Below are 19486 nucleotides of genomic sequence, written 5' to 3'. Positions count from 1 at the left end.
AAGCCGCCCAAGGGGCGGCTTTTTCATGGCTCTGGCACGAATCCGGCACCGTTCACAGAATGAAGCCGGTGTTGATGAAATTCGAGCAGTGGTCGCGCACGATGTCGTCAAGCAGGCGCTTGCTGGCCGGCGTCTGCCTGGCCGCGACCATCGAGCGGATTGAGAAGGCACGCAGGGCATCGTTGACAGACAGCGTGCCCTCGGCAGAATCCTTGCGGCCCGCGAACGGGAATACGTCGGGCCCGCGCTGGCACTGACAGTTCAGATTGACGCGACACACCTGGTTGACCAGCGGATCGACCAGGGCACCGATCTGCACCGGGTCGTTGCCGAACACGCTGACCTGCTGGCCATGGTCGGAGCTGATCACGTACTCCAGCGCCTCTTCAACATCGTCGTAGGCCATCACCGGGACCAACGGGCCGAACTGTTCCTCGCGGTACAACTTCATGCCCTCCTTCACCGGATAGACCACAGCCGGGTAGTAGAGCGTCGCGCAGTATGCGCCGCCACCCTGGTTGACGACCTGGGCGCCCTTGGCCTTGGCATCCTCGATCGCCTCTGTCATGTAGGCGGTACGATGCAACCCCGGCAACGGCGTAATGCTGACACCCTGCTCCCACGGCATGCCTATCTTGAGTTGTCCGACGGCTTTGGTGATGCGGCGCAGAAATTCATCGACAAGGGAGCGGTGCACGATCAACATCTTGAGTGCCGTACAGCGCTGGCCGTTGAAGGAAAGCGCGCCCAGCAGGCATTCCCTGACCGTGAGGTCGAGGTCAGCGTCGGGCAGCACGATTGCCGCGTTCTTCGCATCCAGTCCCAGCACGGCGCGCAGCCGGTGCGACTTGGGATGCTGCTTTTTCAGGTAGTCGGCCACCTTGCTGGAACCGATCAGCGCCAGCACGCCGATCTTGCCGCTAGCCAGCATGTGCGGCACCACCACGGCGCCCGGAGCGTAAATGGTATTGATCACACCACGAGGAAAAGCGCTGCAGAACGCCTGCATCAGGGGCCAGAACAAAAGTGTGCCGTACTGCGGGGGCTTGAACACCACCGTGTTGCCCATCAGCAGCGCTGGGATCAGCGTGGCGAAGGTTTCGTTGAGCGGATAGTTGTAGGGCCCCATGCACAGCACCACGCCCAGCGGCGTGCGCCGGATCTGGCCGATCGTGCCCTCGGCGATCTCGAAGCGTGAGGCATTGTTGTCCAGCGTCCTGAGCGCCTCGATGGTGGCGACGATGTATTCGACCGTGCGGTCGAACTCCTTTTGCGAATCTGCCAGGCTCTTGCCGATCTCCCACATGATCAGGTGGACGATCTCCTGGCGCTGCGCGACCATCTGACGGACGAAGTCCTGCATGCAGGCAATGCGCTTGGCTACCGGCATCGTGGGCCATTCGCCGCGCCCGCTGTCGTACGCGGAGACCGCGGCTGCCAGTGCAGCGTCGCTTTCTGCCTCGCCCATCACCGGGTAGCTCCCGATTTCCATTTGCCGCACACTGCCATCGGCTTGCCGCTCGCAGATCGGCGACAGCACCGTCTTGCACTCGCCGCCCCAGGCCCTGAACTCGCCGCCGACCAGGTAGGTGCGCTGGTGAACCGGTGACGCCAGACGGTGTTCCAGCGGAATCTCGTTTGCGCCGGGAAACAGTTGCTTCAGGTTTTCAGTGTCTCTCATGATCCATTCCTTTCGATACGGGGTGTGTTGTCATCACTGTTCTTCGGGCCATGCGAAACCGTCCCGCGCCACCAGCGCACTGGCCGCGGCAGGTCCCCAGGTGCCAGCGACATAGGGACGAGGGCCACCAGAGACATCGTCGTCACGCTCCCAGGCCCGCAAGACCGGTTCGATCCAGTGCCATGCCTGTTCCTGCTCGTCGCTGCGCACGAACAGGTTCAAGCGACCGGCAATCGCCTCGAGCAGTAGCCGCTCATAGCCGCCCACCCGGTTCTCGGCGAAGGCTTTGTCGAAGTCGAGATCAAGGCACACCGGTGACAACGCCTCCGATGGGCCTGACCCCTTGGCTGCCAGCAAGTGCAGTTCCAGGCCGTCCTCCGGCTGCAGCTTGATGACCAGTTTGTTCGGCACATTCACCCCCGGGAAGATACGGTGCGGCGCAGGACGGAAATTCACCACAATCTGCGCCTCGGGCGCGGCCAGGCGCTTGCCGGTGCGCAAATAGAACGGCACACCCGACCAGCGCCAGTTCTGGACTTCGGTTCGCAGTGCGACAAAAGTCTCGGTGTGACTGTGCGGCGGCACTTTGGTCTCGTCCCGATAGCCTGGTACGGGCCGGCCGTCGACTGTGCCGCCGCGGTACTGACCGCGTATCACGTCATGCAGCACGCTGTCTTCGGTGAACGGCTTGAGCGCGTGCAGAACCTTGAGCTTCTCGTCGCGAATCGCATCGGCATCGTTGCGCGAAGGCGGCTCCATCGCGATCATCGTCAACAACTGCAAAGCATGGTTCTGGATCATGTCGCGCAGCGCACCGGTACGATCATAGAAGTCGCCGCGCGTGCCCACACCAAGCTGCTCGGCCAGCGTGATCTGGATGTTGGCGATGCTCTCGCGCCGCCACAGGGGCTCGAACAGCGCATTGCCGAAGCGCAGCGCCATCAGGTTCTGCACCGCGGACTTGCCAAGGTAGTGGTCGATGCGAAAGGCCTGCGTTTCGCTGAAAACCGAACGCACCGCGCGGTTGATTTCCTGCGCGCTCTCCAGATCGTGACCCAGCGGCTTCTCGAGCACCACGCGCACGTTTGGTCCGTTCAGTGCGACCTTGCCGAGTTGTTCGCAGATTTGCGGGAACAGGTGCGGACTGGTGGCGAGGTAGAGCACCACGGTGTCCGCCGGGCCGTCGTCACGCGGCGCGTCCAGCCATTGCCGGATCTGCACATAGTCCCCGGGCTGCGACAGGTCGACTCTCAGATAATGCACCAACCCGGCAAAGCGGGCAAACTCTTCGTCGCCGGGTTGCTTGGCGCCCTCGACGTCGAGAAAGCGCTCGTGCAGCCAGCTGCGATAGGTGGCGGCGGAAAAGTCCTCGCGTGCGGCGGCGAGGATACGCCCGCCCTGCGGCAGCTTGCCGTGACGAAAGGCCTGGAACAGGGCTGGCATCAGCTTGCGCCACGCCAGATCGCCGGTGCCGCCAAAAAGGACAAGATCAAATGACATGGCGCTTTCCGTGGTGCCGTGCAGCGGAGGATGCCGCTCCAGGCCGCACGCAATCGTTGAATGAGTCCGGCCGTCGATGCATCGGTCCGGTCACAGCGACGAAAAGTCATCTCTCGTTGCATCGAATGGCTTTGCGGCGAGTTCATCATGAAGTCTCTTTCACGGGTCGACCTTCAGGAACAAGTCCCGATCCGGCGCGAAATTCGCATACAGAGGCAGCAGCGCGCCACCCATGGCGCGCGCGTCACTGCCAATGGTGCCGGCCAGCACCCTGGGCCGTGCCGCACCCTCCCAGTTGTAAAGATCGAGCGCACGCTCGACCCCGGACACCAGCGCCGCCAGCAATTCGCGGCCGAAGGAGCCGTCGATGATCACGCCACCCAGATCGAGCAGACAGGCGGCGCTGTTGATGGCCAGTGCAATGGCGGGGCAGCCCCGCTCCAGCCAGGCGTGTGTGCTTGCCAGCCAGGGCGCGTCCAGCGCGCGCGCATCGACCCAGGCATCCGCGTCGACGCCAGCCTTGGTGTACAAGGCCTCCAGACTCCACAGCGAGCCGACGTTGAGCAGTTGTTCGGGCGGCACGCCGGTGCTGGTGCTCAGCCCCATCGGCAGCGAACCCACCGCACCGGCGTTGCCGTTCAGGCCCCCGAACAGATGGCTGTCAAGCACCAGGCCACCGCCAATGAAGGTGTCGACGAACAAGTACAGGAAGCTGCGCATGCTGCGGCCGCGGCCCGCCACCAGTTCAGCCACGCAGGCGGCGGCCGTGTCCTTGACGAACTCGACCGGCAGACCCTGCGCAGCGCCCAGGGATGCGATGCGCTCGCGCATGTCGATGTCGTTCCACTCTTGCGCGAGTTCGGGTGTGATGCCAAGAAGGACCTTCCAGCCGCCGAGCGACAGCGGGGCAGCAACGCCGATGCCATGCAGGCGTTTGCGTAGCGCGGGTTTAAGCGACTTGCGCAGTTGCCGCAGCCCGGCGTCGATGTCGCCGAAAAGCTTGAGGGGATCGGGGAACAGATAGCTCAGGGCCAGGCGCTCGCGAACCTGGCCCGTGAAGTCCACCAGCAACATGTCCGCGCTGCGCCGACCGATCTTCACACCGATGGAGAACGCCCCATCGGGGTTGAGCGCCATGGGTACCGAAGGCTGGCCGACCTTGCCGCGCACGGGCGCCAACCTGTGCACCAGGTCATCGGCCTCCAGGCGGCCAATGATGAGCTGCACGGTTTGTGCCGTCAAACCCGTTAGGCGCGCAATTTCGGCCTTCGGACAAGTCCCGTGCAGCCTGATGGCCTGCAGCACCACCCGCTCGTTGAACTGCCGCATGCCACCCTGGTTGGAACCCCGCGGGCGCAACCGGGCCTCCATCGGTGCTGCAGCAACGCGTGCCCCGTTCACGGGCGAAGCTCCCCGGCGATCACGCCCTTCTTGAACATGAAATTCGACCACGCCTTCCGTTCACCCGTCTGCACAATGGCGCAGGCGCAGGCGCAGGCGCCGGCAACGCAATCGTGGAAGTCAAAGCGTGCCAGCGCCTTGCACTGTTCGTCGCCGTACCCCATCTCGCACAACACCCTGAGCATCTCAGGCGAAGGCAGCGGATCGATTCCCTTGAGCATCTTTGCTTCCTCAATGTGCCAGGCATTCGGGCGGGATGTCCTGCGGACTCATGGCCCCGGTCATGACCGCCACGGTATCGCTCATACTGATCTTTTTCGGGTCCAGCAGGGCGGCGCGCTTGCCCAGTCGGGCCACATGGATGCGGTCGGCAATCTCGAAGACATGCGGCATGTTGTGGCTGATCAGGATCACCGGCAAGCCCTTGTCGCGCACGCGCCGGATCAGCTCGAGCACCATGTTGCCTTCCTTCACGCCGAGCGCGGCGGTCGGCTCGTCGAGAATTACGACATGCCGCGCGAACGCGGCACTGCGCGCCACCGCAACGCACTGGCGCTGCCCGCCCGAAAGTGTTTCCACCGCCTGGGTCATGGAGCGGATGCCCACCTTCAGCTCGTTCATACGCGCCACGCTCTGCTCCAGCATCTGCCGCTTGTCGATCACGCGCAGCAGTTGCGCGAGCCAGCCGGTCTTGATGATCTCGCGACCCATGAACAGGTTCTCGGAAATCGTCATCGCGGGCGCCACCGCGAGGTCCTGGTAGACCGTCTCGATGCCCTCGCGGCGCGCGTCGATGGGCGACTTGAAGTGGATGATCTTGCCGTCCAGCCAGATCTCGCCCTCATCGGGAACCGTGGCACCCGACAGCGCCTTGATCAGCGAGGACTTGCCGGCGCCGTTGTCGCCGATCACGGCCATGATCTCGCCGGCACGCAGCTCGAAGTCACTGCCATCGAGCGCGGTGACCTGGCCGTAGCGTTTGACCAGTCCGCGCGCCTCCATGACGAGCGCCGGCTTTTCATTGGGTGTGTTCATCAGCGTGCTCCTTTGCGCGAGAGTTGATCGGTGGTGACCGCCAAAATGACGAGGATGCCGGTGATCAGGACCTGGTACACCGAGGCCACACCCATCAGGGTCAGGCCATTGCGAAACACACCCACGATCACTGCCCCGAGCAGGCTGCCCACGATCATGCCGCGACCGCCAAACAGGCTGGTGCCGCCCAGCACGACCGCGGTGATGGCATCCAGATTCTCGGATTGCCCGGCGTTCGGGTCGCCCACGCCGGTACGCGCCACCGACACGAGCGAGGCAATGCCGTAGAACAGGCCGGCAGTGACATACACGCCGAGCAGCACGCGATCGGTCGCGATGCCAGTCAGGCGGGTGGCTTCAGGATTGTTGCCCACCGCGTACACATGGCGTCCAGGCTGGGTTTCGCGCAGACCCCACCACATGAAGAGGTACAGCACGAGCATCAGCACGGCGCCGTAGTTCACCTCCGCGTGGCCGAGCCGGAACGTATTGCCGAAGAAGGTCATTGCTGGCGGCAGACCGGTGATGGTTTGCGCGCCCGAATAAAGCTGGGTAATGGCGTAAGCGATGTTCAAGGTGCCCAGTGTGACGATGAACGGTGGCAGCTTGATGCGTGTGACCAGCAGGCCGTTCACCAACCCGAAGGCCATGGTGACGAGCAGCCCGCAAACAATGGCCAGGTAGGCGTTCATGCCGCTGTTCACCGCCAGCTTGGTCATCACGATGCCGCCCAGCGCCATCACGGCGCCGCACGCCAGATCAATGCCCGCGGTCAGGATGATCAGCGTCTGGCCGATGGCAATCAGTCCCACCACCATGACCTGCTGCAGGATCAGCGAGAAGTTCTGCACCGACAGGAATCGGCCGCTCTGCGTGGCAAAGAAGATCACCGCGAGCAGCAACGCGATCAGCGGGCCGAGCGTGGCAACGGGCGGTAGCCTGGAAGTCTTGGTCATGGTGGTCTCCGGGGGTGACGGGATCTGGCAGCAACAGGTCCGCTGCCGCCTTCCTTTTTTATTCCGGGCGCTTACTTGTTACCCCAGCACATGTCCGAACCGTACTTGGTGTCCCTGCTGGATACGCCCGCGAGCGGCTTGTCGGTGATCAGAGTGACGCCGGTGTCGGTGTAGCCCTGGACCTTTTTGCCGGTCTTGGCATACGTCACGCCCGCTTCGACGCCCATGGCCGCCATCTTCAGGGGGTACTGCTGCGAGGTGGCGGCAATCACGCCCGCCTTGACGTTTTCGACACCCTTGCAGCCACCGTCGATCGAGACGATCAGCACACCTTTTTCCTTGCCGGCTGCCTTCAGTGCCTGGTAGGCACCCGCTGCTGCCGGTTCGTTGATGGTGTAGACGAGGTTGATGCCGGGATCCTTTTGCAGGCAGTTTTCCATCCCCGTCTGGCCCTTGGCCTGGTCGCCGTAGCTGTCAGCCGAGCAGACGATCGCGGGATTGGTCGACAGCTCGTTGCTCTTGGCGTCGGCCGCCGCCATCCCGAAACCCTTCATGAAGCCGTTGTGCCGCTGCGCACCGACCGGGTTGCCGGGGAACAGGTCGAGCATGGCGATCTTCACGGGCTTGCCTGCCATTGCCGCCTTGGCGTATTGGCCGATGAGTTCGCCGGCCGTGTAGTTGTTGGTCGCGAACAGTGCATTGGCCGCGCTCACCGGGTCGGTCGGGCTGTCCAGCGCAATGAACATGACGCCTTGCGCCTGCGCTTTCTGGATCGACGGCACGATGGCCTTCGCGTCGCTCGGCGTGATCAGGATGGTCTTGGCGCCGGCGGCGACCATGTTCTCGATTGCGGTGACCTGGCCCGCGTTGTCGCCGTCGATCCGCCCGGCCGCCGTGAGCAGTTTGGCGCCCAGCTTGGCGGCTTGTGCCTCTGCGCCCTTTTTCATCGTCACGAAGTAGGGATTGGTATCGGTCTTCGTGATCAGGCCGATGACGGGCGCGTCAGCGGCGAAGGCAAGGCCGGCGCCTGCAAGCAGGGCGGCAAAGACAGTGGTGTGCTTGAGTTTCATGGATTGTCTCCTGGTAAGGATCGGATTGGGGCCTTGAACCGGCAGGTGTTCGGCATCTGGTTTTGCCAGATCCCGCTTCCGGATCTGGGATAAGTATCGGCGCCAATAATTAATAAATCAAGGCGCTTTATTAATGGAAAACCCTGATGCCCAAGAAAAACGAATACAGGCATGCTTGGCCTGTTGCCACTGCCGCCGCGCGCTGTGATGGCTCCCCTCAACCCGAATGAAAGCTGTGTCATGTTCCTTGTCTGCGGTGAAGCATTGATGGACGTGTTCGCGGTCGATGGCACCGCCGCAGGCATGACCCTGGACGCCCATGTGGGGGGATCGCCATTCAATACGGCGGTCGGGTTGGCGCGGCTCGCGCAGCCCGTGGCGTTTTTTTCGGCTGTATCCCGTGACTTCCTCGGTGAGCGATTGGTGCACGCGCTCGCGGCCGAGGGGGTCGATACCTCGACCGTACAGCGCATTGATGCGCCGACCACGCTCGGGCTCGTTGGCGTGGATGCCAGGGGCGTGCCTTCCTATTCCTTCTACGGCCAGGGCTGTGCCGACCGCCTGCTCGCGATCGACGCGCTGGCTTCGTTGCCCCAAGGCCTGCGCGCGATCCATCTCGGCTCTTTTGCCACGGTCGTGGATCCGACTGCTTCGACCCTGCGCGCCCTGGTCGAGCGGGAACATGGGCGCACGCTGATCGCCTATGACCCCAATATCCGCCTCAACGTGGAGCCCGACCTGGCACGCTGGAAAGACATGCTGCAATGGATGCTCACGCGCACCGACCTGCTCAAGATCAGCGAGGAAGACCTGCAGTTGCTTCTGCCCGGTGTTGCCCCTGAGGAATTCACCCGTCAGGCCTTGGACCGCGGCGTGAAGCTGGCCGTCGTGACGCGCGGCGGCGAAGGGGTCGTGGCCTGCACGCCGAACGCATCCGCCACTGTGCCGACGATTCCGGTCGAGGTGATCGATACGGTGGGTGCCGGCGATACCTTTCAGGCGGCGCTGTTGACCTGGATGGCCGAGCACGATGCGTTGTCGGTGCCAGCGCTCGCGGCGCTGTCCAGTGCCGACCTGGAATTGGCACTCGGCTTCGCCGCGCGCGCCGCGGCGATCACCTGTTCACGCCGCGGGGCCGACATGCCGCGACGCAGCGAGCTGGACTGAACCCCAAAAGCGGGCGCGCCGCATGACAGGCCAGCGTCACGCGCGACCTCCAATGGCTCGTCGGCTTCTCATGCCCACCCCCAAGCCGGCAATGGGCCTGGGGCGCGGCCTGTACGCGGGAATCAGGCATGAGGCCAATGAAGAGCCGTCGGGCGGCTTCGTCGGGGGCAGGCATGGCGGTGTCCTTCAATGAAAATCCCGGCTGCGGCTGGCCTGCTGGCCGAGCCTGCCCAGCAACGGCGTGAGGTCCGTCAGGCGCTCGGCCACCAGATGGCGCACCGCGCCGCCGCTGTCCACGTCGCGCTGCCAGGTGCCCTGCACCGCGAGCAGGCGTGAGTGCAGCAGTTCGTCGCGCTGGCGCTCGCGCACATGCTTCCACACGATCACGTTGACCGGGCCAGTTTCATCCTCGAGCGTGACGAAGATCGTGCCCTTGGCGGTTTGCGGCTGCTGGCGCACGGTGACCAGGCCACAGGCCGCCACCTGTTGGCCGCTGGGCAGATCCTGCAGCTCGTGCGCCGTCAGCAACTGCATGCGCGCCAGCCGCGGCCGCAACAGCGCCAGCGGATGGCGGCGCAAGGTCAGGCCCATGGCGGCGTAGTCGAACACGATCTCCTCACCTTCAGGCGCGGCGGGCAGCGCCAGCGCCTCTTCATGGACCGGCGCACCCTGTAGCAGCGCGGGTGCGCGCTGCTGCGCGGCAGCGTCCCAGACCTGCTGGCGCCGATGGCCCGAGAGAGAGATCAGCGCATCGGCCGCGGCCAGCGCGTCGAGATCCGGCCGGTCGAGCCGGGCGCGCAGGGCCAGGTCTTCGGTGCTCGCGAATGGCGCCTGCGAGCGCGCCTGCACCAACCGCCCTGCCCCGGCCTCGCTCAGGCTGCCGACCAGTCGCAGGCCCAGGCGCACCGTAGGCTTTTCACGAGTACCTTCAAGCGTGCAATCCCAATCGCTGCGCGTCACATCTGGCGTAAGCACGACGACACCGTGGCGCTGCGCATCCTGGATCAGCTGCGAAGGCGGATAAAAACCCATAGGCTGCGAATTCAGCAGCGCGGCGAGGAAGCAGGCCGGTTCATGGCGTTTGAGCCAGCTGCTGTCATAGGCCAGCAGCGCAAAGCTGAAGGCGTGGCTTTCGGGAAAGCCATACTCGCCGAAGCCGAGGATCTGCTTGAAAATGGCTTCGGCAAACTCCCGCCGATAGCCCTTGGCCAGCATGCCGTTGATCAGCCGGTCCTCGAACTTGTGCACGCCGCCATGGCGCTTCCAGGCCGCCATGGAGCGGCGCAGGCGGTCCGCCTCGCCGGGCGTGAAGTCGGCCGCGATCATCGCGATCTGCATGACCTGCTCCTGAAAGATCGGCACACCCAGCGTGCGCGCCAGGGCCTCCTTGAGGTCGGACTTCTCGTAATGGATGTCCAGGCCCTGGCGGATGCGCTCTCGGGCCTTGAGGTAAGGGTGCACCATGCCGCCCTGGATCGGCCCGGGGCGCACGATGGCCACCTCGACCACCAGGTCGTAGAACACGCGGGGCCGCAGGCGCGGCAGCATCGACATTTGCGCGCGGCTCTCGATCTGGAACACGCCCACGGTGTCGGCGGCGCAGATCATGTCGTAGGTGGCGGCATCTTCCGGCTCGATGTCCTGCATCGAGAACGGCTGGCCGCGCCGCTGGCTCACGAAGTCCAGGCAGCGCCGCAGCGCGGTCAGCATGCCGAGCGCCAGCACGTCGACCTTCATGAGCCCCATGTCTTCGAGGTCGTCCTTGTCCCACTGGATGATCGAGCGATCAGGCATGGCGGCGTTTTCCACCGGCACCAGCCTTGTCAGCTTGTCCTGCGTGAGCACGAAGCCGCCCACGTGCTGGCTCAGGTGGCGCGGGAAGCCCTTGAGCTGTTCGGTCAGCTCCAGCCACAGCTGCGCAGGCCGCGCGCCGATTTCCTGTCCGGCCTGCTGCGCCAGTTCGCGCAGGCGCTGCACGGCCAGCTCGTCGTCGAACCAGTAGTGCTCCTTGGCGAAGGCGTCGACCAGCGCAGGCGGCAGGCCCAGCGCCTTGCCCACATCGCGAATCGCGCTGCGCGTGCGGTAGGTAGTGACGACCGCCGCAATGGCGGCACGATCGCGGCCGTATTTTGCATAGATGTACTGGATGACCTCCTCGCGCCGCTCGTGCTCGAAGTCCACGTCGATGTCGGGCGGCTCCTTGCGCTCTTTGGAGATGAAGCGCTCGAACAGCAAGTGCGAGCGCGTCGGGTCCACCGCCGTGATGCCCAGGGAATAGCAGACCGCCGAATTCGCGGCCGAGCCGCGGCCCTGGCACAGGATGCCCACGCTGCGCGCGAAACGCACGATGTCGTGCACCGTCAGAAAAAACATCTCGTACTGGCAATCGGCGATCAGGGCCAGTTCGCGCGCGAGCTGCTGGCGCACGCTGCTTGGCACGCCTTGCGGGTAACGCTGCGCCGCGCCCTCGAAGGTCAGTTGCGCCAGCGCCTGCGCCGGCGTCAGGCTGGAGGGCACGGTCTCCAGCGGGTAGTTGTATTTGATTTCATCAAGACTGAAGCTGCAGCGCCCGGCCACCACCAGCGTGTTGGCCAGCAACTGCGGCGGATAAAGGCCGCCGAGGCGCACGCGCTGGCGCAGATGCCGCTCGGCGTTGGGCTGCAAGGCAAAGCCGCACTCGGCCACCGGCTTTCCCAAGCGCACCGCCGTGATCACATCCTGCAGCGGCTTGCGCGAGCGCACGTGCATGTGCACGTCGCCGGCGGCCACCAGGGGCACGCCGGTGGCGGCGCTCACGCGTTGCAGTGTGTCCAGCCACAGATCGTCGTCCAACCTCAGCAGCAATTCGGCCGCCAGCCAGGTTGCTGCGCCAAATAGCCCCCGAGCCCAGAACACACGCTGGCAGAGCGCTTCAAAATCGATAGCGTCGAACGACTCACGCAGCGGCGCCAGGATGATTTCGCAGTCCTGTAAGAGTGCGAAATCGCTGCTGGCGCGGCTCACGCGGTACTCGCCTTTGGCCACTTCCTGCAGGGGATGGCGCCGCGCCGCGGTAATGAACTCGCACAGATTGCCCCAGCCCCGGAGGTTGCGCGCGAGTGCCACCAGCCGAAAGCCGTCGAGCAGGAACTCGCTGCCCAGCAGCAGTTTGAGCCCGCGCTTTTTCGCCTCGACATGGGCCCGCACCGCGCCCGCCACCGAGCATTCATCGGTGAGGGCCAATGCCGCATAGCCGAGTTCATGGGCGCGCGCCACCAATTCCTGGGCATGCGAGGCGCCGCGCTGGAAGCTGAAATTCGACAGGCAATGCAGCTCGGCGTAATCGGGTAAGGAAGCATCCATGACGCGCAGCCTTCAGGCGTAAACGCCGTGCAGGAACCAGCGTACTTCGGCCCGGGCGGGCACACGCGCCAGCCGCTCGCGGTAAATCCACAGCAGGCCGGCCTGCTCGCTCTGCGCGATGAAGTAGTCGCGCAAGGCCGCAGTGCTCCCGGCGTCAAACCCCCACCAGCCGGCCTCCAGCCGCTGCGGGCCGGCCAGCAAACGCAGCGGGCCCCCATGATGCGGGCGCTCGCCCTGCACCGCCAGGCGCAGGGGCTCGCGCAGCAGCCAGGTCGGGTACAGCGCCCCCTCTTCCAGATCATTTGTGCCTGCAGACCTTGTCGGGTCTACACGGTTAGCTACTTTTCTAATAGCATCCTGCGCTGCGACCCGGCTTTGCATCTGCTCGGGCCGGTGATCAGCCTGGGCTCTCAAGCAGACCACCTGCTGCGCACCCAGCCGCGCACTCAGGCGCTCCACCAGTTGATTCAGGCTGTCGCCCGGCGTCCGCTCGGCGGGCAGCAGGCTGGCGCTGGCCGTGGCCACGCTGGCGGTCTCCAGCGAGCGCAACCGCAGGCTGTGCACCGGCGCCGGCAAGGTGACGCGCGCCAGGTGCTCGGCCATGAGACGGCCCAGGTGCGTCATGTCCTGCGTGGGCTCGGCCGTGCGGATCACCAGTTGCTCCTCGGCGGGCACGGCCACGCCGTTAATGCGCCGCGCATCGAGCGACCAGACCAGCTCCAGCGCGAGCGCGCCGCGGTTGCGCGCCTGCAGCCAGGCGCGCAACCGCCCCAGCAGGCGCTGCGCGCCGAATATCAGCGCCGGCGACGCGTCCACCAGCGCGGGCAGCTCGCACTGGAGATCAAAGACCTCGGGCAAGGCCAGCCAGTCATGGCTCTCGGGCTGGCTGCCATAGGCGGCATCGAGCGCCTCGAGCAAGGGAGCGCCGAAGCGCCGCGCCACCCCGCCGCGCGGCAGCGCCCGCAACTGGCCCCAGCGCTGGCAACCGAGCCGCGTCAAGGTGTGCAGGTGGGGCCGCGCCGCGCTCAGCGTGGCCAGGGGCAGATCATCGGGCATGTGATGCGGCACACCCTGACCCTGTGCCCCCAGCCGCAGCAGCGAGAGCGCTACCAAAGATGTAGCACCTTGCCCATGAATGGCATGGGCTGGGGCCTCATTTCCCTTGCAAAGCCGGGCCAGCAAGCGGTCCCGGCCGCCCCACAGGCGCTCGCTGCCCGAGACCTCCAGCAACACGGCCTCGTCCACCAGCGCCACGCGCGGCGTGAACTGCAGCGCCCACCAGCCCAGCGCCGTGGCGTCCGGCGGCTGGCTCGCCTCAGCCTGCGGCAGCAACGCGATCCAGTGCATGGCTTGTCCGGAAGGAAAGCACCGCGGCGGTTGGTATGGGTAAACGTCGTGAATGGCTGGCCGCCAGCAAGGCCGCCAGCCGCGGTGAGCGCGCAGGCAGCACCAGCGGCGCCGGCAGCGGCGGGCCACGGCGCTTGAAGATGTCCACCGTCATCACGTCAATGCCGCCGAGCAGCAGACGCAGCGAGGCGGCAGAAGACTCGTGCTGCGCCGCTGCGGGGCGAAAGACAAAAAACAGCTTGCCGCCGTCCTGCGCGGCCATGTGCAGGCGCCGCAAGGCGCTGGCGCGGGCCTGCGGCAGCCAGGCCAGAACGGCGGCCGCATCAAAGCAGCGCAAAGCCTGCTCGCAGGCCCACAGCCGTGCGGCCGGCGCTGCCGCATCGACGCACAACAGGCGCTCGCCCGGCAGGCCGCGCGCCGCCAGCGCGGGGCTGAACGGCACATAGGGCGAGCCCACCAGCACCATCGGGCCGCTGTGCGCGCCGGCGAGCCGCACCAGCGCCGGCAGCAGCAAATCCCATTCGTGCGCGCCGGCCTGTTCCTGCAGCACCTCGACCATGGCGCCCACCGGCCAGCCACCGCCCGGCAATTGCGCGTCCAGCAAGGCCTGGCCCGTGGGTACCACCGCCCCATCGACACGCCCCAGCTCGGCCGCGCGCCAGACCTGCGACAGATCGCCAGGCCCGGTCGCCGGAGAAAGAAGGGAAAGCGAAGCAGCCATGGCGGGAAAGGATCCAGAAGATAACTGTTTATTTATACAGTAAATTCAGACCAATGCAAGCGCCCTCGATCCAGACCCTTTTCCGGCATGCCGCGCGGCCGCCTGTCGCTTACGTGGCATTGCCGCGCAGGCCCAGGCCCGATACTTTGGGCTCACAGGAGCATGCAATGGACATACGTGACAAAGTCGCCATCGTGACGGGGGCCGCCAGCGGCATCGGCGCTGGCCTGGCCCGGCGCTTCGCCGCCGAGGGCGCGCGCGGCGTGGTGGTGGCCGACATCAACCTCGAGCGCGCCGAGGGCGTGGCCCAGGGCATCGGCCCCGTCGCCCTGGCCGTGCGCTGCGACGTCAGCCGCGAGGCCGACATCCAGGCCCTGGTCGCAGCGGCGCGCCAGCGCTTCGGGCAGGTGGACATCTACATGTCGAACGCCGGCATTCTGGGGCGCGTGGGCGGCTTCGAGCTCGAAGACGCCCTGTGGGACAAGATGTGGCAAATCCACGGCATGGCCCACGTCTGGGCCGCGCGCGCGGTGGTGCCCGAGATGGTGGCACGCGCCGAAGGCTACTTCGTCGTCACCGCGTCGGCCGCCGGCCTCTTGAACATCGTGGAATCGGCGCCGTACGGCGTGACCAAGCACGCGGCCTTGGCGTTTGCCGAATGGCTGCGCATCGCCTACGGCCGCCGCGGCGTGCGCGTGTCCTGCCTGTGCCCGCAGTCGGTGCAGACCGACATGGTCACGGGCGACGGCGGCTCCGCCGGGCACGACGGCATCCTCACGCCCGAGCAGGTGGCGTCCGAGGTGGTGGCGACCATGCGCGACGAAAAATTCCTGGTGCTGCCGCACCCGCAGGTGCTGCAGTACTTCCGCAACAAGGGACAAGACTACGACCGCTGGATCGGCGGCATGCAAAAGCTGCACGCGGCGCATGCGAAGGCCATCTGATCAGCCCTCAGCCCATGTCTCATTTGAATAGCTCGCTACTAACTTAATAGCAAAAACTCACCGAAACCCGAGGCCGATCTTTCCGGCCCGGGTTCAATGCAGCTTGGCGCCGGTCTTGGCCTGCAGCGATTCCATCGTCACGCCGGGCGCCATCTCGACGACCTTGAGGCCTTGCGGCGTGACGTCGATCACGGCCAGGTCGGTGATGATGCGATCGACCACGCCCACGCCGGTCAGCGGCAGCGTGCACTTGGGCAGGATCTTCAGATCTTCGGTGCCGTCTTTCTTCTTCGCCACGTGCTCCATCAGGATGATCACGCGCTTGACGCCGGCCACCAGGTCCATCGCGCCGCCCATGCCCTTGATCATCTTGCCGGGGATCATCCAGTTGGCCAGGTCGCCATGTTCGCTGACCTGCATCGCACCCAGGATGGACAGGTTGATCTTGCCACCGCGGATCATCGCGAAGCTGTCGTGGCTGCCGAAGATCGACGAGCCCTTGATAGTGGTCACGGTCTGCTTGCCGGCGTTGATCAGGTCGGCATCGACCTGGTCCTCGGTCGGAAACGGGCCGATGCCGAGCATGCCGTTCTCCGATTGCAGCCAGACTTCCTTGTCGGCAGGTACGAAATTGGCCACCAGCGTCGGGATGCCGATGCCCAGGTTCACATAGAAACCGTCTTCCAGTTCCTGCGCGGCACGCGCCGCCATTTGGTCTTGAGTCCAGCCCATGATTTACGCTCCTGCCTTCTCGGAAATGGTTCTTTTTTCAATGCGCTTTTCGGGATGCGCGTTGAGCACGATGCGGTGCACGTAGATGCCCGGCAGATGGATCTGATCGGGATCCAGCTCGCCGGTTTCCACGATCTTCTCGACCTCGACGATGCAGATCTTGCCGGCCATGGCGACAGCCGGGTTGAAGTTGCGTGCCGTCAGGCGGAACTGCAGGTTGCCCGACTTGTCAGCCACATGCGCCTTGACCAGCGAGATGTCGGGCACCAGCGAGCGCTCCATCACATAGGTCTCGCCGTCGAACTCGCGCAGCTCCTTGCCCTCGGCCACGATGGTGCCGACGCCGGTCTTGGTGAAAAACGCCGGGATGCCGGCGCCGCCCGCGCGCAGCTTCTCGGCCAGCGTGCCCTGCGGTGTGAATTCGAGCTCGAGCTCCTTGGCCAGGTACTGGCGCTCGAACTCCTTGTTCTCGCCCACGTAGCTGGAAATCATCTTCTTGATCTGGCGCGTCTCGAGCAGCTTGCCCAGGCCAAAGCCGTCGACGCCCGCGTTGTTCGAGATGCAGGTCAGGTTCTTCACGCCGCTGTCGTGCAGCGCCTGGATCAGGGCCTCGGGAATGCCGCATATGCCAAAGCCGCCAACCGCCATGAGCTGGCCGTCCTTGACGATGCCTTTGAGGGCCTCCTCGGCAGAGGGATAGAGTTTTTTCACACGGGTCTCCTTGTAGGGTTCAGCAACGGGAAAGCCAATACGATACTACCTATTCAGATACGTAGTTTTTCGTAAAGGTTAGCCCCATGGAAGTGAACTACCAGCTCGCTTTCGATCTGGCGCCAGTGGGACTGGTGCTGTCCCGAAACCGTTCCATTGTGGACTGCAACCAGCACTTGTGCGAGATGTTTGGCGCCGCGCGCGAGCAACTGGTCGGCCAGTCTTTTCTGGTGCTGTACCCCAGCGTGGACGAGTACGAGCGCACCGGCTCCCGCATGACCCCGATCCTGAATGCGAAGGGCGTGTACGGCGACGATCGCATCATGAAACGCGTGGACGGGCCGCACAAGGGCGAGACCTTCTGGTGCCACGTGACCGGGCGCGCCCTGAACCGCAGCGCACCGCACGAGTCGGGCATCTGGACCTTTGAAGACCTGAGCGCGCGCCGCCCCGTGACCGCGCAGCTGACGGCGCGCGAGCGTGAGGTGGCGGCCCACCTGATGGAGGGCCTCACCGCCAAGGAAATCGGCCGCGCCCTCGCCATCAGCCACCGCACCGTGGAAATCTACCGGGCCCGCCTCATGCGCAAATACAAGGCCTCCAGCGTGGCCGATCTGGTGTACCGGCTCATGGCAGGTTGAGCCCATGCCTATGACCGCTTTGAATAATTACTATGGACGCGCTATTGTGCTTTCGCTCCCGGCCAACGAAGATTCAGCCCACTGCCATCGATCGAAAGGAACACCGCCATGACCAAGTTAACCACCGCCGCCGGCGCACCCGTTGTCGACAACCAGAACATCATGACGGCCGGCCCGCGTGGCCCGGCACTCTTACAGGATGTCTGGCTGCTGGAGAAGCTGGCGCACTTCGACCGCGAAGTGATTCCCGAGCGCCGCATGCATGCCAAGGGTTCGGGCGCGTATGGCACCTTCACGGTGACGCACGACATCACGCGCTACACCCGCGCCAAAATTTTCTCGCAGGTCGGCAAGAAGACCGAACTGTTCGCGCGCTTCACCACCGTGGCAGGAGAGCGCGGCGCAGCCGATGCCGAGCGCGACATCCGCGGCTTTGCGCTCAAGTTCTACACCGAGGAAGGCAACTGGGACCTGGTGGGCAACAACACGCCGGTGTTCTTCCTGCGCGACCCGCTGAAGTTCCCGGACCTGAATCACGCCGTCAAGCGCGACCCCAAAACCAATCTGCGCAGCGCCGAGAACAACTGGGACTTCTGGACCCTGCTGCCCGAGGCGCTGCACCAGGTCACCATCGTGATGAGCGACCGGGGCCTGCCCGCCAGCTACCGCCACATGCACGGTTTCGGCTCGCACACCTTCAGCTTCATCAATGCCCAAGGCGAGCGGCACTGGGTCAAGTTCCACCACGTCTGCCAGCAGGGCATCAAGAACCTGAGCGATGCCGAGGCCGAAGCGATCGTCGGCAAGGACCGCGAGAGCCACCAGCGCGACCTGTGGGGCAGCATCGAGAAGGGCGACTTCCCGAAGTGGAAACTGTGCGTGCAAATCATGCCCGAGAAGGATGCCTCGAAGGTGCCGTACCACCCGTTCGACCTGACCAAGGTCTGGCCGCACAAGGACTATCCGTTGATCGAGGTCGGCGAGTGGGAGCTGAACCGCAACCCCGAGAACTTCTTTGCGGAAGTCGAGCAGTCGGCCTTCAATCCCGCCAACGTCGTGCCTGGCATCGGCTTCTCGCCCGACAAGATGCTGCAGGCCCGGCTGTTCTCGTATGGCGATGCGCAGCGCTACCGGCTCGGGGTGAACCTGCAGCAGATCCCGGTGAACGCGCCGCGCTGCCCGGTGCACAGCTACCACCGCGACGGCAGCATGCGCGTCGACGGTAACCATGGCGCCACCATCGGCTACGAGCCCAACAGCAAGGGCCAGTGGCAGGAGCAACCCGACTTCTCGGAGCCACCGCTGAGCGTGGAAGGCGCCGCCGGCCACTGGAACCACCGCGTGGACGAGGACTACTACTCGCAACCGGGCAATCTGTTTCGCCTGATGACGCCGGACAAGCAGCAGTTGCTGTTTGAAAACACCGCACGCTCGGTCGGAGGCGCGTCGCTGGAGATTCAAAAGCGCCACATCGCGAACTGCAGCAAGGCCGACCCGGCCTACGGCGCCGGCGTGGCGAAGGCACTGGGGCTGAAGGTGTAATCTGCAGCCACGTCAACCCATCTTGAAAGGCGCCATTCCCATGACAACACGCTACCCCGCCCCGACCCTCGCCGACCTGCCCGAAGACATCCGCGCCAAGGTGCTGGAGGTGCAGGAAAAGGCCGGCTTCGTGCCCAACGTGTTTCTGGCGCTGGCGCGCCGCCCGGCCGAGTGGCGCGCCTTTTTTGCCTACCACGATGCGCTGATGCTCAAGGAAGAAAGCGGCAACCCCAACGGCTCATTGACCAAGGGCGACCGCGAGATGATCGTCACCGCCACCAGCGCCGCCAACGGCTGCCTGTACTGCGTGGTGGCGCACGGCGCACTGTTGCGCATCTACGAGAAAAAGCCGCTGGTGGCCGACCAGGTGGCGGTGAACTACCGCAAGGCCGACATCACGCCGCGCCAGCGCGCCATGCTCGACTTTGCGATGAAGGTGTGTGAAAAATCGGACGAGGTCGAGGAAGCCGACTTTGCCGCGCTGCACGCACACGGCTTCAGCGACGAGGACATCTGGGACATTGCCGCCATCACGGCATTTTTCGGGCTGTCGAACCGCATCGCGAGCTTCTCGAGCATGATGCCCAACCCCGAGTTCTACCTGATGGGGCGCGTTCCCAGGCAGAAGTAGTCGCTATTTATTTAATAGCTACATGCCCATATCACGCAAGGGCTACGGCCTGATTTTCCTTGAAA

General features: G+C 64.9%; 17 protein-coding genes. 5 read left to right on the top strand and 12 right to left on the bottom strand.

Features of this window, described 5'->3' with window-relative positions; translation table 11 throughout:
* Positions 1-52 precede the first annotated feature (52 nt).
* The 7 genes from EUB48_RS07335 to EUB48_RS07305 form a co-directional block, all read right to left on the bottom strand.
* Complete coding sequence (locus EUB48_RS07335) at positions 53-1681, bottom strand: NADP-dependent glyceraldehyde-3-phosphate dehydrogenase (RefSeq protein WP_142818286.1); 1629 nt, start codon at positions 1679-1681, stop codon at positions 53-55.
* Between the two features lie 33 nt (positions 1682-1714).
* Entirely contained in the window at positions 1715-3181 is a 1467-nt protein-coding gene (gene zwf / locus EUB48_RS07330; RefSeq protein ID WP_142818285.1) for a glucose-6-phosphate dehydrogenase, read from the bottom strand.
* 159 nt (positions 3182-3340) lie between these two features.
* A complete protein-coding gene (locus EUB48_RS07325) occupies positions 3341-4552 on the bottom strand; it encodes an ROK family transcriptional regulator (RefSeq protein ID WP_142821140.1) in 1212 nt (403 codons plus the stop codon).
* Between the two features lie 26 nt (positions 4553-4578).
* Positions 4579-4803, bottom strand: coding sequence for an RbsD/FucU domain-containing protein (locus EUB48_RS07320; RefSeq protein ID WP_142818284.1), 225 nt, complete (start codon positions 4801-4803; stop codon positions 4579-4581).
* A gap of 10 nt (positions 4804-4813) precedes the next feature.
* Positions 4814-5617, bottom strand: coding sequence for an ATP-binding cassette domain-containing protein (locus EUB48_RS07315; RefSeq protein ID WP_142818283.1), 804 nt, complete (start codon positions 5615-5617; stop codon positions 4814-4816).
* The gene (locus EUB48_RS07310; RefSeq protein ID WP_142818282.1) at positions 5617-6573 is read right to left on the bottom strand and encodes an ABC transporter permease; all 957 of its coding nucleotides are present in this window, start codon (positions 6571-6573) and stop codon (positions 5617-5619) included. The genes EUB48_RS07315 and EUB48_RS07310 overlap by 1 nt, the downstream gene beginning before the upstream one ends.
* 71 nt (positions 6574-6644) lie before the next feature.
* Positions 6645-7643 carry a sugar ABC transporter substrate-binding protein gene (locus EUB48_RS07305; RefSeq protein ID WP_142818281.1) on the bottom strand — a complete coding sequence of 333 codons (999 nt, stop codon included), beginning with the start codon at positions 7641-7643 and terminating at the stop codon, positions 6645-6647.
* Positions 7644-7814: 171 nt separating this feature from the next.
* Between EUB48_RS07305 and EUB48_RS07300 the strand changes: the two genes are divergently transcribed.
* Positions 7815-8810 (top strand): carbohydrate kinase family protein, encoded by a 996-nt coding sequence (locus tag EUB48_RS07300; RefSeq protein ID WP_338052431.1) that lies wholly within the window; start codon positions 7815-7817, stop codon positions 8808-8810.
* Positions 8811-8996: 186 nt separating this feature from the next.
* Here EUB48_RS07300 and EUB48_RS07295 read toward each other — a convergent pair whose 3' ends face one another.
* The 3 genes from EUB48_RS07295 to imuA are packed head-to-tail and all read right to left on the bottom strand — an operon-like array spanning position 8997 to position 14220.
* Entirely contained in the window at positions 8997-12152 is a 3156-nt protein-coding gene (locus EUB48_RS07295; RefSeq protein ID WP_142818280.1) for an error-prone DNA polymerase, read from the bottom strand.
* Between the two features lie 12 nt (positions 12153-12164).
* The gene (locus tag EUB48_RS07290) at positions 12165-13499 is read right to left on the bottom strand and encodes a Y-family DNA polymerase (protein ID WP_142818279.1); all 1335 of its coding nucleotides are present in this window, start codon (positions 13497-13499) and stop codon (positions 12165-12167) included.
* Entirely contained in the window at positions 13468-14220 is a 753-nt protein-coding gene (gene imuA / locus EUB48_RS07285) for a translesion DNA synthesis-associated protein ImuA (protein ID WP_142818278.1), read from the bottom strand. Before imuA ends, EUB48_RS07290 begins: the two co-directional genes overlap by 32 nt.
* A gap of 167 nt (positions 14221-14387) precedes the next feature.
* On the opposite strand from imuA, the gene EUB48_RS07280 reads away from it, so the two are divergent.
* On the top strand, positions 14388-15164 hold the full coding sequence (locus tag EUB48_RS07280; RefSeq protein WP_142818277.1) for an SDR family oxidoreductase: 777 nt from the start codon (positions 14388-14390) through the stop codon (positions 15162-15164).
* A 93-nt stretch (positions 15165-15257) separates the two neighbouring features.
* Here EUB48_RS07280 and EUB48_RS07275 read toward each other — a convergent pair whose 3' ends face one another.
* Together EUB48_RS07275 and EUB48_RS07270 are read right to left on the bottom strand one after the other, a co-directional pair.
* Complete coding sequence (locus EUB48_RS07275; protein WP_142818276.1) at positions 15258-15896, bottom strand: CoA transferase subunit B; 639 nt, start codon at positions 15894-15896, stop codon at positions 15258-15260.
* 3 nt (positions 15897-15899) lie between these two features.
* Complete coding sequence (locus tag EUB48_RS07270; protein ID WP_142818275.1) at positions 15900-16607, bottom strand: CoA transferase subunit A; 708 nt, start codon at positions 16605-16607, stop codon at positions 15900-15902.
* 86 nt (positions 16608-16693) lie between these two features.
* On the opposite strand from EUB48_RS07270, the gene EUB48_RS07265 reads away from it, so the two are divergent.
* The 3 genes from EUB48_RS07265 (at position 16694) to EUB48_RS07255 (ending at position 19421) form a co-directional block, all read left to right on the top strand.
* Positions 16694-17248, top strand: coding sequence for a PAS and helix-turn-helix domain-containing protein (locus tag EUB48_RS07265; RefSeq protein ID WP_142818274.1), 555 nt, complete (start codon positions 16694-16696; stop codon positions 17246-17248).
* Positions 17249-17356: 108 nt separating this feature from the next.
* The gene (locus tag EUB48_RS07260) at positions 17357-18790 is read left to right on the top strand and encodes a catalase (protein WP_142818273.1); all 1434 of its coding nucleotides are present in this window, start codon (positions 17357-17359) and stop codon (positions 18788-18790) included.
* A gap of 40 nt (positions 18791-18830) precedes the next feature.
* Positions 18831-19421: a peroxidase-related enzyme gene (locus EUB48_RS07255; RefSeq protein ID WP_142818272.1), complete on the top strand. Its 591-nt coding sequence runs from the start codon at positions 18831-18833 to the stop codon at positions 19419-19421.
* The last annotated feature ends 65 nt before the right edge of the window (positions 19422-19486 follow it).

The sequence above is a fragment of the Rhodoferax sediminis genome (genome assembly GCF_006970865.1).
GTDB classification, from domain to species: domain Bacteria; phylum Pseudomonadota; class Gammaproteobacteria; order Burkholderiales; family Burkholderiaceae_C; genus Rhodoferax_A; species Rhodoferax_A sediminis.
This window is presented reverse-complemented; position numbering and strand designations above follow the sequence as displayed.

Coding starts and splice junctions, on each gene's coding strand:
- EUB48_RS07315 (WP_142818283.1), bottom strand. CDS start 5,617: ATGAACACACCCAATGAAAAGCCGGCGCTCGTCATGGAGGCGCGCGGA.
- EUB48_RS07280 (WP_142818277.1), top strand. CDS start 14,388: ATGGACATACGTGACAAAGTCGCCATCGTGACGGGGGCCGCCAGCGGC.
- EUB48_RS07310 (WP_142818282.1), bottom strand. CDS start 6,573: ATGACCAAGACTTCCAGGCTACCGCCCGTTGCCACGCTCGGCCCGCTG.
- zwf (WP_142818285.1), bottom strand. CDS start 3,181: ATGTCATTTGATCTTGTCCTTTTTGGCGGCACCGGCGATCTGGCGTGG.
- EUB48_RS07300 (WP_338052431.1), top strand. CDS start 7,815: ATGCTTGGCCTGTTGCCACTGCCGCCGCGCGCTGTGATGGCTCCCCTC.
- EUB48_RS07295 (WP_142818280.1), bottom strand. CDS start 12,152: ATGGATGCTTCCTTACCCGATTACGCCGAGCTGCATTGCCTGTCGAAT.
- EUB48_RS07260 (WP_142818273.1), top strand. CDS start 17,357: ATGACCAAGTTAACCACCGCCGCCGGCGCACCCGTTGTCGACAACCAG.
- EUB48_RS07320 (WP_142818284.1), bottom strand. CDS start 4,803: ATGCTCAAGGGAATCGATCCGCTGCCTTCGCCTGAGATGCTCAGGGTG.
- EUB48_RS07265 (WP_142818274.1), top strand. CDS start 16,694: ATGGAAGTGAACTACCAGCTCGCTTTCGATCTGGCGCCAGTGGGACTG.
- EUB48_RS07255 (WP_142818272.1), top strand. CDS start 18,831: ATGACAACACGCTACCCCGCCCCGACCCTCGCCGACCTGCCCGAAGAC.
- imuA (WP_142818278.1), bottom strand. CDS start 14,220: ATGGCTGCTTCGCTTTCCCTTCTTTCTCCGGCGACCGGGCCTGGCGAT.
- EUB48_RS07335 (WP_142818286.1), bottom strand. CDS start 1,681: ATGAGAGACACTGAAAACCTGAAGCAACTGTTTCCCGGCGCAAACGAG.
- EUB48_RS07305 (WP_142818281.1), bottom strand. CDS start 7,643: ATGAAACTCAAGCACACCACTGTCTTTGCCGCCCTGCTTGCAGGCGCC.
- EUB48_RS07325 (WP_142821140.1), bottom strand. CDS start 4,552: ATGGAGGCCCGGTTGCGCCCGCGGGGTTCCAACCAGGGTGGCATGCGG.
- EUB48_RS07275 (WP_142818276.1), bottom strand. CDS start 15,896: ATGGGCTGGACTCAAGACCAAATGGCGGCGCGTGCCGCGCAGGAACTG.
- EUB48_RS07290 (WP_142818279.1), bottom strand. CDS start 13,499: ATGCACTGGATCGCGTTGCTGCCGCAGGCTGAGGCGAGCCAGCCGCCG.